The organism is Photobacterium aphoticum, assembly GCF_001029435.1.
In the GTDB taxonomy this organism is placed as follows: domain Bacteria; phylum Pseudomonadota; class Gammaproteobacteria; order Enterobacterales; family Vibrionaceae; genus Photobacterium; species Photobacterium aphoticum.
Map to the genome: position 1 here is coordinate 70,887 of NZ_LDOV01000037.1, position 16,114 is coordinate 87,000.

Annotated in this window: 12 protein-coding genes; 9 read left to right on the forward strand and 3 right to left on the reverse strand. The window is 51.7% G+C overall.

The window, feature by feature from the left end; genetic code table 11:
• Positions 1-34 precede the first annotated feature (34 nt).
• On the reverse strand, positions 35-577 hold the full coding sequence (locus ABT58_RS18880; RefSeq protein WP_047876115.1) for a GNAT family N-acetyltransferase: 543 nt from the start codon (positions 575-577) through the stop codon (positions 35-37).
• Positions 578-806: 229 nt separating this feature from the next.
• Between ABT58_RS18880 and ABT58_RS18885 the strand changes: the two genes are divergently transcribed.
• Positions 807-1,103, forward strand: a complete 297-nt coding sequence (locus tag ABT58_RS18885) for a hypothetical protein (protein ID WP_047876002.1) — start codon at positions 807-809, stop codon at positions 1,101-1,103.
• Positions 1,104-1,338: 235 nt separating this feature from the next.
• On the opposite strand, the gene ABT58_RS18890 is transcribed toward ABT58_RS18885, so the two are convergent.
• Complete coding sequence (locus tag ABT58_RS18890; protein WP_047876003.1) at positions 1,339-2,325, reverse strand: glycosyl transferase family protein; 987 nt, start codon at positions 2,323-2,325, stop codon at positions 1,339-1,341.
• Positions 2,326-2,675: 350 nt separating this feature from the next.
• Between ABT58_RS18890 and ABT58_RS18895 the strand changes: the two genes are divergently transcribed.
• From ABT58_RS18895 to ABT58_RS18930, 8 genes are all read left to right on the forward strand, one after another.
• Positions 2,676-5,960, forward strand: a complete 3,285-nt coding sequence (locus ABT58_RS18895; protein ID WP_047876004.1) for a M66 family metalloprotease — start codon at positions 2,676-2,678, stop codon at positions 5,958-5,960.
• Between the two features lie 251 nt (positions 5,961-6,211).
• Positions 6,212-7,621, forward strand: coding sequence for a DNA-3-methyladenine glycosylase 2 family protein (locus ABT58_RS18900; protein WP_047876116.1), 1,410 nt, complete (start codon positions 6,212-6,214; stop codon positions 7,619-7,621).
• On the forward strand, positions 7,603-8,085 hold the full coding sequence (locus ABT58_RS18905) for a methylated-DNA--[protein]-cysteine S-methyltransferase (RefSeq protein ID WP_169749970.1): 483 nt from the start codon (positions 7,603-7,605) through the stop codon (positions 8,083-8,085). The genes ABT58_RS18900 and ABT58_RS18905 overlap by 19 nt, the downstream gene beginning before the upstream one ends.
• A 74-nt stretch (positions 8,086-8,159) precedes the next feature.
• The gene (gene fabV, locus ABT58_RS18910; protein ID WP_047876006.1) at positions 8,160-9,377 is read left to right on the forward strand and encodes an enoyl-ACP reductase FabV; all 1,218 of its coding nucleotides are present in this window, start codon (positions 8,160-8,162) and stop codon (positions 9,375-9,377) included.
• 468 nt (positions 9,378-9,845) lie between these two features.
• The gene (locus ABT58_RS18915) at positions 9,846-10,877 is read left to right on the forward strand and encodes a M23 family metallopeptidase (RefSeq protein WP_047876007.1); all 1,032 of its coding nucleotides are present in this window, start codon (positions 9,846-9,848) and stop codon (positions 10,875-10,877) included.
• Between the two features lie 71 nt (positions 10,878-10,948).
• Positions 10,949-12,073: an anhydro-N-acetylmuramic acid kinase gene (locus tag ABT58_RS18920; RefSeq protein WP_047876008.1), complete on the forward strand. Its 1,125-nt coding sequence runs from the start codon at positions 10,949-10,951 to the stop codon at positions 12,071-12,073.
• Positions 12,074-12,221: 148 nt separating this feature from the next.
• A complete protein-coding gene (dbpA, locus tag ABT58_RS18925; protein WP_047876117.1) occupies positions 12,222-13,610 on the forward strand; it encodes an ATP-dependent RNA helicase DbpA in 1,389 nt (462 codons plus the stop codon).
• 330 nt (positions 13,611-13,940) lie between these two features.
• Complete coding sequence (locus tag ABT58_RS18930; RefSeq protein ID WP_047876009.1) at positions 13,941-14,198, forward strand: phosphopantetheine-binding protein; 258 nt, start codon at positions 13,941-13,943, stop codon at positions 14,196-14,198.
• A 291-nt stretch (positions 14,199-14,489) separates the two neighbouring features.
• Here ABT58_RS18930 and ABT58_RS18935 read toward each other — a convergent pair whose 3' ends face one another.
• Complete coding sequence (locus ABT58_RS18935; protein ID WP_047876010.1) at positions 14,490-15,821, reverse strand: MFS transporter; 1,332 nt, start codon at positions 15,819-15,821, stop codon at positions 14,490-14,492.
• Positions 15,822-16,114: the final 293 nt, after the last annotated feature.

Sequence of the window (16,114 nt, forward strand, 5' to 3'; positions counted from 1 at the left end):
TGTTCCTTGTTATTCGGTGTTCCGGTTCGTGTTATTACCAGTATGCCGGATTATCCAGCGCAGGGGCACAGCGTGATGCACCGGAGATTGTCGTTAACGGTTGAGCGGTCAATGACTGTGCCAACCATCCGTGTGGGTAGCTGAGCGGTTGTGGTGCGCGAAATTGCGCTTCGGTGATAGGTTCAAAGCCCACTTTGCCGTAAAAGTTTGGATCGCCATAGGTGAAGGCCAATGTCGCCCCTTGAGCTTTCAGGGCTGCTAAGCCGGTGTTGATCAGCGCTTGTCCAATGCCTTTGCCTTGGTAGGCGGTGTGTACTGCCACTGGCGAGAGCAGAAAAGCGGTGTGTACGTTATCGCCTTCAAACATCATGCGGGTAAACAGAATACTGCCGACGATCTGTTGTTCATCCATCGCCACAAACACGTAGCGATCGTTTTCTGGCGTAGTGTCAAACAGTGCCGTGACGAGTTCGCCAATCACTTTGCCTTCAGCTTCACCTTCTGAGTCGCTGAAAGTCTGGGCAAAAAGTTGGCAAATGTTTGCGGTGTGTTCAGGGGAAGCGTGTCCGTAATGCATGTTGGTGTTCTTGTTCATGGTTTTATCGTTCGTGTGCTGCTTAAGAATGGCGTAAGCATAAACTGTAAAGCCGTAGACAGGTCAAGGAGGCTGTGAAAATGTGTGATACACGGAAATGATGGATGAGAGAGGGGGGAAGGGAAATTGCGACGTTACTCGGAAAACCCGTTTGTCTTTTTCGCTACACTGCGAATGGGCAGATAATGAAATATAGAGTGAGCGACAGGTCATGAGTGAGGCACAACTACAAGAGAAGATTCGAGCGATTGTTGGCATTCATTATTGGAATTTTACACAGTTACCGGAACAAGTTTGCATGGCGTTGGATCAGTTATTGATCACCTATGAGCGAGATGAAATCCTTTCTGTTATGCAGCGGTTGCTGCCTGATTATGAAGCGTCAGCAAAAAAGGCGAGAGCGAATGGGGCAGGATCAGGGACAGCGGCAGAAATGAATATGGCCTGTGAGATGCAACTGCGTTACCTGAGTGACAGCATTGAATACATTGAAAACCACAGTGCCTGATGAGGAATAACGTTTTAGCTGAAAACGTGCTTAATACGTGCAACCAGTAATAGAGCAAACAGTTTAAAAATCTCACCTCAAAATCTTGATTTTGCTAACACCTTGTAATTTATGAACTAAATTGATTTATCCACAAAAACGGTGGGTAACTTTATGGTAAATTCCACAACGGGTTGATCATAAAGGCAGCAAACGGTGCGCGGGATGGCGCACCGATAAAGGGAAGGGATGTGGATTAATTGCGAGGGTTGGTATTGAGACGGGCGTCCCACCACGCGCTGGCAAGGGCTAACGCGCTGGTTTGATTGTCGCAGCGTCCCATCATTTTCAGCACAATGGCTAAGGTCGCAATCACCGCATGGCGGCCGTATTCGTTCTCTTCCTGACCGAGCCAGACACGTTGCAGGTAAGCGCCGCTGATCTCGCCGTGTTTACCGGAAGCGCCCTCCAAGTACGTCGGCCATTCTTCCTCAAAATACGTGCCTTCCTGTACACCCGCGATTAAGCAGCTAGTGCGTGGGCTGCGCTCGCTTTCTCCGCCTTCGCCTTTAAATGCCACCATGTTGCGATCTCCCACTAACTGGGCGGCTTCGGCATGCAATTGTTCGTAACCCTGATGGAAAATGCCGTGAATGGCAAAAGGTGCCGCTGTCGGATTTAGGGCACGGGCGACGGTGTTGAGTGGGGTGCGCAAGCCCACTAATTTGCGGATCGCCAGCAGATCCACCAGCGGATCACAATAGGCTGACAGCGGGATGTAGCAGAGGTTCTCGGCGTCTAAGATCGCGCGGGCTTGATCCGGCGTGTGGGCCTGCTGAATATTGAGCGCAGGGCAGGCACTCTCGATTTGGTATTTCACTGCATCCACCGCCGCATGGCCGCTGAGCATCACGCGCACGCCGTTCTGTGCCAGCAGTTTTGCCGCCAACAACAGCCACGGCGGCTGGCGACGTTTACCCGCAAAACAAGGCCAGTCGACCTCTATTGCCAGTTGCTGCCAGTCAGGATGGATACGGGCGCGCAACGCCTGAATATAGCCGGCAGCCTCGTCGGCGGTTTCACAACGTACGCGCTGAAGCATCAGTAAGGTCGCCAGTTGCAGTAACTCGGCGTTGCCATCGAGATATTGCGTCAGCGCCTCGCAGGCTTCATCTTGGGTCAGCGGACGGCGGCCTTTCTCTCCACGGCCGACGAGTTTGATAAATTCGGAAAAGTCAGGCATGTCATCATCCTTGTTGACGAAAAGTAAATCACTGTGGGCCTTATCATAACATTTCACTGCCGGTTTGCCTGTGTGAAATCGGCGTGGCCCGTGACGGTATTGCCAGCACAGTTGCGGGAAAATATCTACAGGGTATGAGTCTGTTATGTCGCACAAAAGGTAACTTTGTGTTTCAAAAAGTGTGATCTTAAGGCAAGGAAAAATAGGGAAATTACAAACTCTCTGATTATTAACGTATTAATACCCATCAGAAGCATTTATTTACTTTTGTGGCTTCGTGTTAATCACGGCTATGCGCGATGCATGGTCCGTTTCCTGATGGCTAGGGATTATCGGCAGAGAGAATAATTATGAAAAGATCGGTATTAGCAACAGCGATTGGGGCGCTGTTGTTGAGTCAGGCACCAGTAGCGGTGTCGGCAACATCGTTACAACCCTCGACATCGCCTTCCACACGTTCACAGGCGATGTCTGACGTTGAGAAGATGGTCAGCGAGATGGCGCAAAAAGTGCAATCACGTGTGAATGAAGTGATAGCGTTGGCTGACGATCCGAAAAACTGGGAAGTGCGCAATGGTCGTCGCTATTTCCGTTATAACGATTACCTGTACCCGATGTCGCCAGACAACAAACCGCTGTTTATGCCGTTTGTGTTGGGGGCGTCGTACGAGGAAAATCTGGCGTATGCGGATCGCTCAGCGGAAGCCATGTTTGATTTTGTGAAAGCGCCTTGGCGTTTGGTGAACGAGCAAGATGGCGTCTTCATCTTCCATGATCAGTTTGGCTTTAGCTATATGGATTGGGACAAAAAGTGTCACGTGCGTTACCTGACCAGTGGTGTGACACAAGAGACCAAAGACTGTTTGCCGTTGGATCAAAAAGCGGTAGACGGGATTGGTTTCATTGATGAGTTGGACGTCGAAAACCATTTAGTCGGCAACTTTGCTGCACAGATCCGTTTTGTGCAGAACCAGACGTCTGAACCCACCGGCAATGCGGATAAATCGCAACAGAAACTGGTGACCCACCGTGATGCACTGCTGGTGCTGACACCGGAAAAAGACAGTCTGGACGAGAAAGCCATTGAGATGCGCGTCTACAAAGACGGGGCATTGTTGGAAAAACGCATTCTGACCAACCCGACGCAAATCATGAAAACCGATCGCGTCGGCATGGATGACCGCCCTGATATCCTCTTCTCCAAACGCTCTTACACCACAGTGTTGCCGTGGAACTGGGTGGAGCAAGGCCTCAGCTTTACCTTCATGACCTATGACGGCCGTGAAGGGGAATTGTCGGCAGATGCGATTGAATTCGGCGCGCCGATCCATGTTGATATGCCGATGATCCGTATCGGTATGCTGACCGAGCCACCAGCGGTGAAACCGCTGGAAGAAAAAATGGGTAACTACGGCGCCGAGTTGTTCCAGCGTTTCCCTTTCTCCACCATGACGCTGAGCCCGTATCTGCCGGTGCAACTGGATAAGATCGTCACGGCGTATGGCGAAGTGGAAGAAGACTACAGCTACTTTGAAAAGCCGGACGTGTATTCGGGTGACTTGCGTGAAAACATCACCAAATCGCTGATCCAAACCGGTATCAATAATGCTAACTATGGCGTGACCAGTTCGGCCGGTACGCACCAGTGGCAGCCGGGGTATTACCCAACCGTGGTGATTGGTCATTCCATTGGCCGCTACAAGAAAAAAGATGGCACCATTGAGAACGTGACGCACGGTTTGTCGGGCGGTAACGGCATGGCCTTGTTGGTGGATTCCACCGCCAACGAAGTGACCCACGAAATCGGTCACGCATTTAGCTTGTGGCATTGGCCGGGTGGCCCGGATACGTACTACCACAGCACCCGCAGTGGTTGGGGTTACGATGCCTACCGTGGCCGTATGACCGACAACGTGGTGTGGTACGAAAATGGTTCGGGTGATCGCAACTTTGCCGGCATTGTCGGATTTGGTAAAGATCCGATGGCGGGCGGTAACTTTGATTCGCGCGTCAACAGCTACCCACTGTTCACCGGTTATACCTCCAAGGTGATGCAGGATTACCTGACCGGTTTTGACTTCCTGGACATGAACAGCCCGAGTGGTTATGCCCATTGGGATGACGAGCAGCAAGTGATGACGCCGGTAGATACCACAACGAAGTTGAAGCCGGTACAGCGTGGTGTGGACGTGATGACCATGGTGGGTTACTACGATCCGCAAAACACCAACACCAGCTATATTTATCCGCCGATGTACGGCAGTGCGGGTCAGGTGTATGACTTGCCAGCACCGACCGTGGGTCAGTGTTGGGCCACAGTGACCTATGCCGATGGTCGTGAGCAGCAGATCGGCCTGCATGGTGTGCGCCATGATGGCAACATGAGCAACAAGTTCCACGTTAACTTGGCGCGTGAAGCCAACCCGCAAAGCATGGTGATCAGCTGTCCGCAGCGCAGCTTGCAGACGGTTGTGACAGAGCAGATCCTGGCGGATGTGGATCAGACGCGTTTCTTTGAGTGGGGTGAGAATAACCGCCAAGGGACGCCGGGTGATGTGTTCAGCTATCATCGCAATGGCCGTATTGAACTGTTCCGTCTGAATACGACGAGCTACTGGTACTTCCCGGATTCAGGCTCTAACCATGAATGGACATTCTTGGGTTACATGGATGACTTCGTTGAGCAGTATGTGGCAGAGCAGAACCCAAGCTTTGACAGTTTGGGCGAAGTGGCACTGACGGAGCGAACGTTCACGGCGAACAATGAATACCCACAACGTGCCGTTACCTTTGGTCAGGGACAAGGGTACGATCACGGTGTGGAACATGCCCCGACCTTTGCGCAGATCAGCGAATTGGCCAACCGTGACTTTGTGTCAATCGGTGAGTTTGAGCGTGAATTGCTGACACAGGAAGCCTACCAGTTGTTTGCCGGTAACTACCGCATCAACGACGGTCATCGCGCGAACGCACGTTTTATCGGGGCACTGTACGCACAGTGGAATGAAGATACGGGCACCCGTGATTACTTCATGATGAAGCAGGTGGATGCAGGGGCGATGCCGTTGGATCAGCAAAGCAACGCAGGCTGGAAGTTCCTGGGCAGCGCGCAGACTTACGTGAACATGGATTTGAACCCGATCTTGATTGATCGTGAGGGTGACGATCATGCTACCCGTATGCAGCAATACTTCGGTGTAGAAGCGTTGCTAACGTGGGATCAACGTGCAACCACCACACAGCCGTTCGCGATCTTTGTCCAGACGCAAGAGGATGGCAGCCGTGCGTACTTCATGCAAAAAGTGGCGGGTAAAGGTGAAGCCTTCCCAAGCGGTGAATACTCCAATGCCGATTGGCTGTTTATCACCAATGATCAGTTGCTGACCGAGCAATTGGTTATCTGGCAAGATCAAGGCGTGTTTGAGCAGGATCTGCTGGATTGGTACCGTCAGGAACGCATGCGTGAGTGGGGCGACGACGGTCAGTGGGGGACGCCGGGTGATGTCTATGCCTATGATTTTCAAGGCGGCCGCCACTACTACCGCCTGAAAACCGGGTGGTATGGCTACTTCCCATGGCCAAGTGCGTCGGCGGATCCATCGGATAAGCACTGGCAGTACTTAGGCCATTTCTAAGTCCCCATCTGAGTCCGTTTTCGTGACAAGGGATGCTTGACACTCAATCAAGCCAACTGAAGCCAAGCCCAGCCACCGCGCTGGGCTTTTTTGTGCCCCTTGCCAGTTGTTTGTTGCACAAAGCTTGCTGCTTGTTACTGCGTGTTGAACATCGTCTGCTGCCATCATTGAGTGCCGAAAATGGCGAGTGTTCCGCACAAGAAGGCCGTACACTGAGGCTAAGTCAAACAGAAAAGCGAGGAGACGGCAGCATGTTGATGAGCCCCCAAGCGTGCCAGCGTGCGCGATTAGCCCGCGATGCCCGCTATGACGGTCACTTTTTTACTGCTGTTAAAACTACTGGGATCTATTGCCGCTCGATTTGTCCGGCCCCGCCGCCACTGGAAAAGAACGTGGAATATTTTGCGACTGCGTATGCTGCCGCGCAGGCGGGCTATCGTCCTTGTTTGCGTTGCCGTCCGGACAGCGCGCCACACTCACCGGCTTGGCAGGGCACGCAAACCACTTTGCACCGTGCATTGCGATTGATTGATCAAGACGGGTTACCGAGTGGTGGCTTACCCGTTTTAGCCGCGCGATTGGGGATCAGCGAGCGCTATCTGCGTCAGCTTTTTCAAGACAGTCTGGGACTGTCGCCCAAAGCGTACAGCCTCTACAAGCAATGTTTGCTCGCCAAGAAGTTGCTGCATGAAACCACGTTGCCCATCACTGACATTGCACTGGCCAGTGGGTTTGCCAGCGTGCGTCGCTTCAATGATGCGTTTAAACAGCAATTTGGGTTATCGCCCAGTGCCATTCGTCGGCAGTCGAGCACGAAGGCTGCCACTGCGGCCGGCGGTGTGCCTATCACACTGAGTCTGGCTTACCGCCCGCCGTATGATTGGGTAACCTTACGGGATTTTTATGCGTCCCGGGCGATAGAAGGGCTGGAGTGGGTCGGTGACGAGCATTATGGCCGCACGTTTCAGTTTGACCCAGAGGCGCAAGGGGCGAGTCCGATACAAGGGCACTTTACCGTTCGGTTTACCCCTAAGCAGATGGCTGTGACGATCGTGTTATCGGATCTGACATTTTTACCCCGCGTGATCAGTCAGATCCGCCGTTGTTTTGATGTCGATGCTGATCCTGAACAGATCGACAGTGCGTTACAGCAGGCGATGGGGACTGACACGCTGCAATACACAGGGGGGCGGTTGCCGGGGATCTGGAGTCCGTTTGAAGCGGGTGTGCGGGCGATCCTTGGTCAGCAAGTTTCGGTGCTGGCGGCAAAGCGGTTAGTGACACAGCTGGTGGCGATGAACCCGGCCAATGAAGCGGGCGAAAAGGGTTCCCAACGGCGCTATTTCCCTACCCCTTCACAGTTGCTAACCTACGATTTGCAGCAACTGGGTATGCCGGAGCGTCGACGTGAGACGCTACGCCAGTTCGCCTTGTTTGCTCAGGACGGTGATGTGAATGACACCGATGCCTTACTGGCTATTCCCGGCATTGGCCCGTGGACGGTCAATTACCTGCGGATGCGGGGCTTGAGTGATCCGGATGTGTTGCTGGACGGCGATCTGGGCGTGAAAAAAGCGCTGGCACAATGTGCTTGTTCGCCGGCATTGGCCGCCCCGTGGCGCAGTTATTTAACCTTATATTTATGGAAGACGTTATCGTGAACAATCAAGTCATAGCGACCCCCATTGGTTGGCTCAATGTTATAGCAGACGACACTGCCGTATTAACGATTGCCTTTGATGTCGATCCTGACAGTGTGCAACACCCTAATAGCGTGACGGCGCAATGTTGTTTGCAACTGGCCGAGTATTTTGCGGGCGAGCGGACACAGTTCAGCGTGCCTTTATCTGCGCAAGGTACGGCCTTTCAGCACCGCGTGTGGCAAGCCTTGCAGGCGCTCGATTACGGTGCGACCTGCTCTTATGCCGATATCGCCTATGCGATTGAGAATCCGAAAGCGGTGCGAGCCGTCGGTGCAGCGAACGGGAAAAACCCTATCCCCATTATCGTGCCGTGTCACCGTGTGATCGGCAGCTCAGGCAAGCTCACCGGTTATGCGGGAGGGCTCGACAAAAAAGTCTGGCTGTTAGACCATGAAAAACAGGTGGCGATGCGATCGGCGTAAATCGCACACCGCTTGAATAGCGAGTATCGAGCATCCCTTGCCTTGCCTTGGCTGACGATGAAAAGGACGACAACATGAAAATAACCCCCGTGATTCAGGGCGTCATTGCCCGCTCCGCCCACCCATTAGGGTGTCAGCAAGCGGTGCGCCAACACATTGCGACTGTGCGTCAGCACATGGATCCTGTTGACCCTGTCAGTGAGACGCCGCCATTGCGGGTCTTGGTGTTAGGGGCATCGTCCGGTTTCGGGTTGGCATCACGTATCGCGTTAACCTTTGGCGAGCAGCGTGCGGATACCATTGGTGTGTCCTTTGAGCGCGGGCCGAGTGACAAAGGCGTGGGCACGGCGGGGTGGTACAACAATATCTATTTTCGCCAAGAGGCCGAACAAGCCGGTCGTGTGGCGAAAAACATTGTCGGTGATGCTTTCTCTCCGGCGGTGCGTGAGCAGGTGGTGCAGGCCATTCGTGATGATCTCGGCGGGCAGGTCGATCTCGTGGTGTACAGCTTGGCAACAGGCGTCCGTCCTGATCCTCAAACCGGTGAGATGTGGCGTTCGGTGATCAAAACCACCGACGAAGCGTTCAGTGGGCCGACACTGAATTTGGAAACCGACACGCTGGAGACCATGACGGTTGAAGCGGCTACCGATGAAGAGATCATCGCGACGGAAAAAGTCATGGGCGGGGAAGACTGGGCCGAGTGGATCGCAACGCTGCATGATGCCGGTGTGCTGGCGACGGGCTGTCGAACCGTCGCGTATTCCTACATTGGCCCGGCCATCACCTATCCGCTTTATCATCACGGTACGTTAGGGCGGGCGAAACAGCATTTGCATGTTACCGCCGATGCGCTCAATCATCAGTTGCAAGCCTTGGGTGGACAGGCCCATGTGGCGGTGTGTAAAGCGCTGGTGACCAAGGCGAGTGCCTTCATTCCGGCTTTCTCGCCGTATATGTTAGCCTTGTTCAAAGTGATGAAAGCGCAAGGCACCCATGAGGGCTGTATCGAACAGATGCAACGTCTGTTTGGTGAGCGTTTCTTTCCTGCGCAAGGGGAGGTCGAGGTGGATGCACAGCGCTTGATCCGCATGGATGATTGGGAACTGGCAGCGGAAACCCAGCAGCAGGTGGTAGCCTTGATGGCGCAAATCACACCGGAAAACTTTACCGCCTTGGGGGATTACACGGGCTATAAAACCGACTTTTTGCAATTAAACGGTTTCGCCCATGAAGGGATTGATTATGACGCCGATGTGTCGATGGCAGAATTACTGCGCCTTACCCCCTAAGTAAGTATTCACATTGCCTGCCTTTCTCGCCGAACGATCACCGAGGTAATATCACAACCTACGGTGATCGCCAATTAATTGACGTCCTTTGCCCGCGTTGTGCTATTTCATCCGGTGCGTTTGCATGTTCGGGTAGGTATTTTCTTACAGAATTTGTCGTCGGGGAAAATAAGCCTTAGCGCGGGTTACGATTCATTGATCGTTTTCTCAATTAAACATAATCTGTGCCGGATAACACTGGTTAATTGCTTGGTTTATCATTAAAATCGCCGGTCTCATTTCCCTCTTATAATGTGTCATGCGTATATTTTTCGTATATCAATGCGTCAAAGTGTTGGCGTAAAGATAATGACTGTGAAGATATACCTTAATGGGTAAGCATGACAGCGCGCGCCTTTACCTGTCTGTGATGAGGTGAAGGGCTGCAAGAGGGGTAAATATTACCGCGATGAACAATGATGAATCCCCATGTCTGACAATATTTGTATTTCTGTGTCCGATCATCGTGGCACCTCCCATTATTTAATTAACCGCCTCAAGAAACGTTATTTCATCTTAGCGGGTGTGGCCGCGTTGTCTTTTGCGGGTGCGGCGGCATTGAGTGTGTATTCGCTGTATCAGGACAATCAACACTCCTCCGTGCAATTAGCGAGTTTACAAGCTCAGGCGGAAACGCTGCAGGAGCAGGCAGAAGCGTTAAGCTCATCCTTGCAGGAAGAGAACGCCACCAATGTGGCCCTGATGGATGAACTGAGCGAAAAGCAGGTTGCCTTGTCTGTGCTGACGCAGCGCATTGATGATGTCGAAACCATTTTGGGGCTGGCGGCGGAAGAAAACGGTGCGCCGGTGTCACTGCAAGAGCGTGTGGACAGTGCCGCGATCAGCTCGGCTGTCCGTGGCACGCTGTTCCGCATGCTGCCCAACGGCAACCCGACTCCTGGGATCCGCATGTCTTCCCAATACGGTACCCGCGTGCATCCGGTGACCGGTAAACGCAAACGCCACCTTGGGTTGGATTTTGCGGCCAATATCGGTACGAAAATTTACGCACCTGCTGATGGCGTGGTGGAAGTGGTGCGCCCGAGCAATAAAGGCTCCGGCAACTTCCTTAAACTGTCGCATACCATGGGGTTTGCAACCACTTACTCACACCTGAAAAAATTCAACGTGCGCAGTGGTACCTTTGTACGTAAAGGGGATCTCATTGGCTGGACGGGCAATACCGGTTTGTCGACGGGCCCTCACCTGCATTATGAGATCCGTTTCTTAGGCCGAGCCTTGAATCCGCGTCCGTTTGTGGAGTGGACACCGGAAAACTTTGATTCATTGTTTGAAAAAGAAAAGACGGTACAGTGGGCGTCACTCTTGAAGATGATCAATAATGTGGTGTCGATGCAGGTGCAGCTGACCCAATCGCCACACATTGCCCGTCCGATCCAAACGGCCAGCAATGAAGTGAAAACATTGGGTGATAAGGCTGAGCAGGTGTCAAAACTGTAAATCGGGCGAATGATCGCCTCATCATACACGCAAGCACACACGCAAGCACACACGCAAGAAGGGGAAGCACAATGGCGCAAGAATGGTATATCGGAGTGATGTCAGGCACCAGTTTAGACGGTGTCGACACAGCGCTGGTGGCGATTGATACGGATCAGATCGTCGGGCCGTCTTCGGTACGTTTATTGGCCAGTGATTGCTACCCGATGCCGGCAGCGTTGAAATCGGCGCTCTTGGATGTGTGTATTGGGCAGGCGACCAACTTAAAGCAGATTGGTGAGCTGGATCGCCAATTGGGCTTGCTGTTTGCTGATGCGGTGAATAAGTTGCTGGCAAAAACCGGCACCGCCGCGTCACGGATTACGGCGATAGGGTGCCATGGTCAAACCGTGTTCCATCAGCCTGATGGCGATCAGCCGTTTACCATGCAGTTGGGTGACAGCAACCTGATTGCCGCACGCACCGGCATGTTGACTGTGGCTGATTTTCGGCGCAAAGACATGGCGTTGGGCGGACAAGGCGCACCGTTAGTACCGGCTTTTCATCGCACTGTGTTTGCGCAGCAAACCTCGACGACGGTGGTATTGAACATCGGCGGGATCGCGAACATTTCGGTGTTGCGTCCTGAACAGCCTGTGCTGGGTTATGACACCGGTCCGGGTAACATGTTGATGGATGCCTGGGTCTATCAGCACCGAGGTGAGAAGTTCGATCGTGATGCGGCGTTTGCGCTTGAAGGCACGGTTGATGCCACCCTGCTGGCCTCGTTACTGAGTGATGCCTACCTGACGTTGCCTTACCCGAAAAGTACCGGTCGTGAACGTTATAACCTGCTTTGGCTAGAGCCGCATCTGCGTGCTGATCTCGCGCCAGCGGATGTGCAGGCGACGTTGCTGGAATTTACCGCCGTGACCATTGCTGATCAAATTACGACGTTCGCAATGGGTGAGCACCCACATGTTTACGTGTGTGGCGGCGGGGCGTGTAATCCTGCGTTAATGGCGCGTTTACGGGCACTATTGCCTAGCTGGCAGGTGCAAACGACCCGTGAGGCAGGCATTGATCCTGACTACATGGAAGCCATGGCATTTGCCTGGTTGGCCCGTCAGCGCGTACATAATCTGCCAAGTAACGTACCGGAGGTGACCGGTGCGTCACGGGCGGTGTCGTTGGGTGTGCTGTATCCTGCCGATTAATCTACTATCTTTTTGACGCCGATGCTGGTAGTGTCGCTGCCCTCGTGTGGTTAGCACTACCTCATTGCTGTGTCTTGTCATGACGCTGACGGGTATCGCCTAACCCTTTTTTACGAATCCCTCTTTTGATCTGACAGGATATATGGCCGTGAGCAAAGACGCCTTTTCTTCCCTTTCTCTGAAACCTGAATTGCTAAGCAACCTTGGCTCATTGGGTTACGAAAAAATGACCCCGATCCAAGCGCAGAGCTTGCCAGCGATTTTGGCTGGACAAGACGTGATTGCTCAAGCCAAAACCGGCTCAGGCAAAACGGCAGCGTTCGGTTTGGGCGTATTGCAGCACCTGAACGTGAAGCGTTTTCGCGTACAGACCCTGATCCTGTGTCCAACCCGTGAGTTGGCCGATCAGGTTGCTAAAGAAATCCGTAAACTGGCCCGTGCTATTCACAACATCAAAGTACTGACCTTGTGCGGCGGTATGCCATTTGGCCCACAAATTGGCTCGCTAGAGCATGGCGCACACATCATTGTCGGTACGCCGGGCCGTGTTGAAGAGCACGTGCGCAAGGGTAACCTGTCGCTGGACGATCTGAACCTGCTGGTGTTGGATGAAGCTGACCGCATGCTTGAAATGGGCTTCCAAGACGCATTGGATGCGATTTTGGATTACGCACCTGTTGATCGCCAGACGTTGCTGTTCAGTGCAACGTACCCGAAAGAAATTGAAAAAATCGCTGCTGATGTGATGAAAAAGCCAGTGGTGGTGAAAGTGGCCGCGACGCACGATAACAGCAGCATCGAGCAGATTTTCTATAAAGTGGATAGCAACCAAGACCGTTTGAACGCGGTACGTTTGTTGTTGGCGCAGCATCGCCCAGAATCGACCGTCGTGTTCTGTAACACTAAGCGTGAAGCGCAGGAAATTGCTGACGATCTTGAAGATTACGGCTACAGCGCGATTGCTCTGCACGGCGATTTGGATCAGCGTCAGCGTGATCAGGCGTTGGTGCGTTTCTCTAACAAGAGTGCGTCAGTGATGGTGGCAACGGATGTGGCGGCCCGTGGTCTGGATATCGACAAGCTGGATTGCGTCATCAACTACCAGCTAGCGCGTGATACCGAAGTTCACGTACACCGTATTGGCCGTACTGGCCGTGCGGGTAGCCAAGGTATTGCTTGTTCACTGTACAGTGATAACGAGCACTACAAGGTGCTGATGCTGGAAGAGTATCTTGATCGCGAAATTGAACCGGCGGTATTGCCACCGTTGTCTTTGCTGGATCAACCGACATTCCGCCCGGCGATGGTGACATTGCTGATTGACGGTGGTAAGCGCCAGAAAATCCGCCCAGGTGACATTTTGGGTGCGCTAACCGGTGAAAACGGTATCCGTGGTGATCAAGTAGGTAAGATCAACGTGTTTGATTACTGCTCTTACGTCGCGGTAATGAACGATGTGGCACGTGCCGCTTACAAGAAGCTGGAAAAAGGCAAACTGAAAGGCCGCTCGTGCCGTGTTCGCCAAATTCGCGGCTAACACCGCAACGTTCTGAATAAGACGTTTTTCAACGCCCACTGTGCCTCGTGCTGGTGGGCGTTGTTGTATCTACCCGCTCATTTTTCCTCTTAATGAGCACATGGGATGCTTCTGGCGATGAAGTGATATCCCCCTCAACCTGCCCTGTAACAGTGCTTGCCCCCCTCGTTTTTGTCATAACCTCTCTCGAAGCCTCAGTGTAAATGTCTGTATTTATTGTCGAAATTATGCGCTGATGTCTTTTAATCAACAAACCGAAATGAGAAAGGGAAGGGTGAAAGGATAGCGCCCGGCGAGCCCCACTCATTTCCCATGACAAGGAGCGTAATGATGGAAGCACTGCATCTTGAGTTAAAGACACTGATTATCGAGACGTTGAATCTGGAAGAGGTGACGGTGGAGGATATTGATACCGAGGCTCCCCTTTTTCATGACGGCTTAGGGCTCGATTCGATTGATGCGTTAGAGCTGGGTATGGCAATCAAGAACCAATATTGCATTGTGGTGGATGCGCAAGATGCGTCAACAAAAGCGATTTTCCAATCCGTCGCAACACTGGCGCAGTTTATTGAGCAGCAGCGCCGGTAACGAAGGGAGTGGCATTGTGATGACGTGTTTAGCATCGACAGATGATTTTAGCGATGGTCATTAATTAACGGCCATTATCTTCAAGGATGAAAAGGGGAGTCGACCACCATGCCACTGGCATGGAAAGCACAAGTTAGCTTGATCGACACGCTGTATTACCCCTGTATCTCCTGCCGTGTACGACGCTCTTTTTTGTGTGGCAAAGACCGTTAACAGACAAAAGCTAATGAGCGCTATTGAAATTGATTCGCAAGCGCTCATTAGCAAGGGTACAACGCTTATGCTGGGTGTTTAAAAAATCGCTTTCTTCTTATGCTGTATATAAAAGGCAACACTGATTACAACGAACAAAAAGGTAAAATAATAGAAAAACGAGGAAAGTGACGCTAAAAAGTCGATGTGTTGCTCTATCTGTTGTTCGGTGTAGTTCTGAGAAACCAATTTATAATAGTAGGCATATAAAATGCCGATTGAGCCGTATCCTATGTTAAACATGAGACCTTTGAAACTGAGTACGGTCGCTCGGTTGTGTGATTCTGTATTTTTATTCAGGTGATAACTAATGAAAATGTTCATCGTCATGATAATAAAGATCAAGATGAGCGCCGGTATAACGCCGTAAATTGACCAGCCCAAACTGATCCAGTAATAGGTCGCCATGGTAGCGACACCCATAACAAGAATGAACATTTTAGGCTCCATGCTTTCCGCTAAGCGACGGCTCTGCCCTGCCAATAGGATTTTGAGTAGACTAATCCCTGCGCCAATGAAACCAAAATAGAGAATGGGAATATCAATCGCACGATAATATTGGCTATTCATGGTCAAAAACATACGTGACGTGTGTTCAAATAAGCTGTAGTAGAGCAAGATGAAGAGCACATAGGGAGTGGATAACACCCACTTACCCGTGAGGCCGGTTAATTTGAAGCTCGCGACAGTGGTTGCCCATTTCGTCGTATCTGGCGGTAATATTCTCTTCGCTTCTCGCATGTTGACGGCGGCATAAATGGCGAGCAAGGCAACCAGTAAAGTGGCAAAAACCGGAATTCGCATGATGTCTTGCGTAGTTTGCGGTGCATCCAGGCCGAGGAAGGAGTAGATGGTCGTCATAACGTTCACATCATACATAGCTGCGCCGACTAAGGTGACAAAAATACCGATGCTCGAGGAGAGACGAAGTTGAATTTGCAACACTTTTGGCCATGCCTCTTCTTTACCTAGCTCCTTTAACGTGTCGTAAGCTAAGGCTTCATCCGCACCACTGGCCAAAGCCATCGCTAAGCCACTCAATATTCGGTTGATCAAAAACACATTGAATACCAGCGTCGGATTACTGGTGGGAACAACGGCAATCATTGCGATTTCAATAAACATCACTAACGATGACAACACGACGAGTTTTTTGCGACCTAAGGTATCCGCAAATGCGCCCGATGGGACTTCAGCCAGCACAATTGTAGCCGCCCAAACCACGTTAAGGATGGCAAATTGAGAGAGCGTTAAGCCGTAATCTAAGTAGAGAAGGGTGAATACCGGATAATAAAAGCGAGCAAAGTAGCTGCTTTGAAACATTAAAAAGTAGCGAACATTGCGTACTTCAAGGATCTCTTTGAATGTCATGGCGTCTTCTGTATTTTTATTGTCATAGTAAAGGTTCTGTTTGCACTATCTTAAGCTGCAAAGGCATCGTTATTGAGGTTGGAAGGGGTTGTCCTCATGTTGGTATTCCAGCACGCTGACACTTAAATATCAGTAGTATAGTGGACGCAAGATTACTGTTTGCTCCTATCTTATGCAACGTAATCTAGTGAGATTGAGTCTTATTTAATGGTGGATAACATTTACTGTTTTGCAGGTTATGCTAGCCCCCCCCCTTTTTCAAAGAATTTAAGTGATGCAAATTAGCGGGCCAT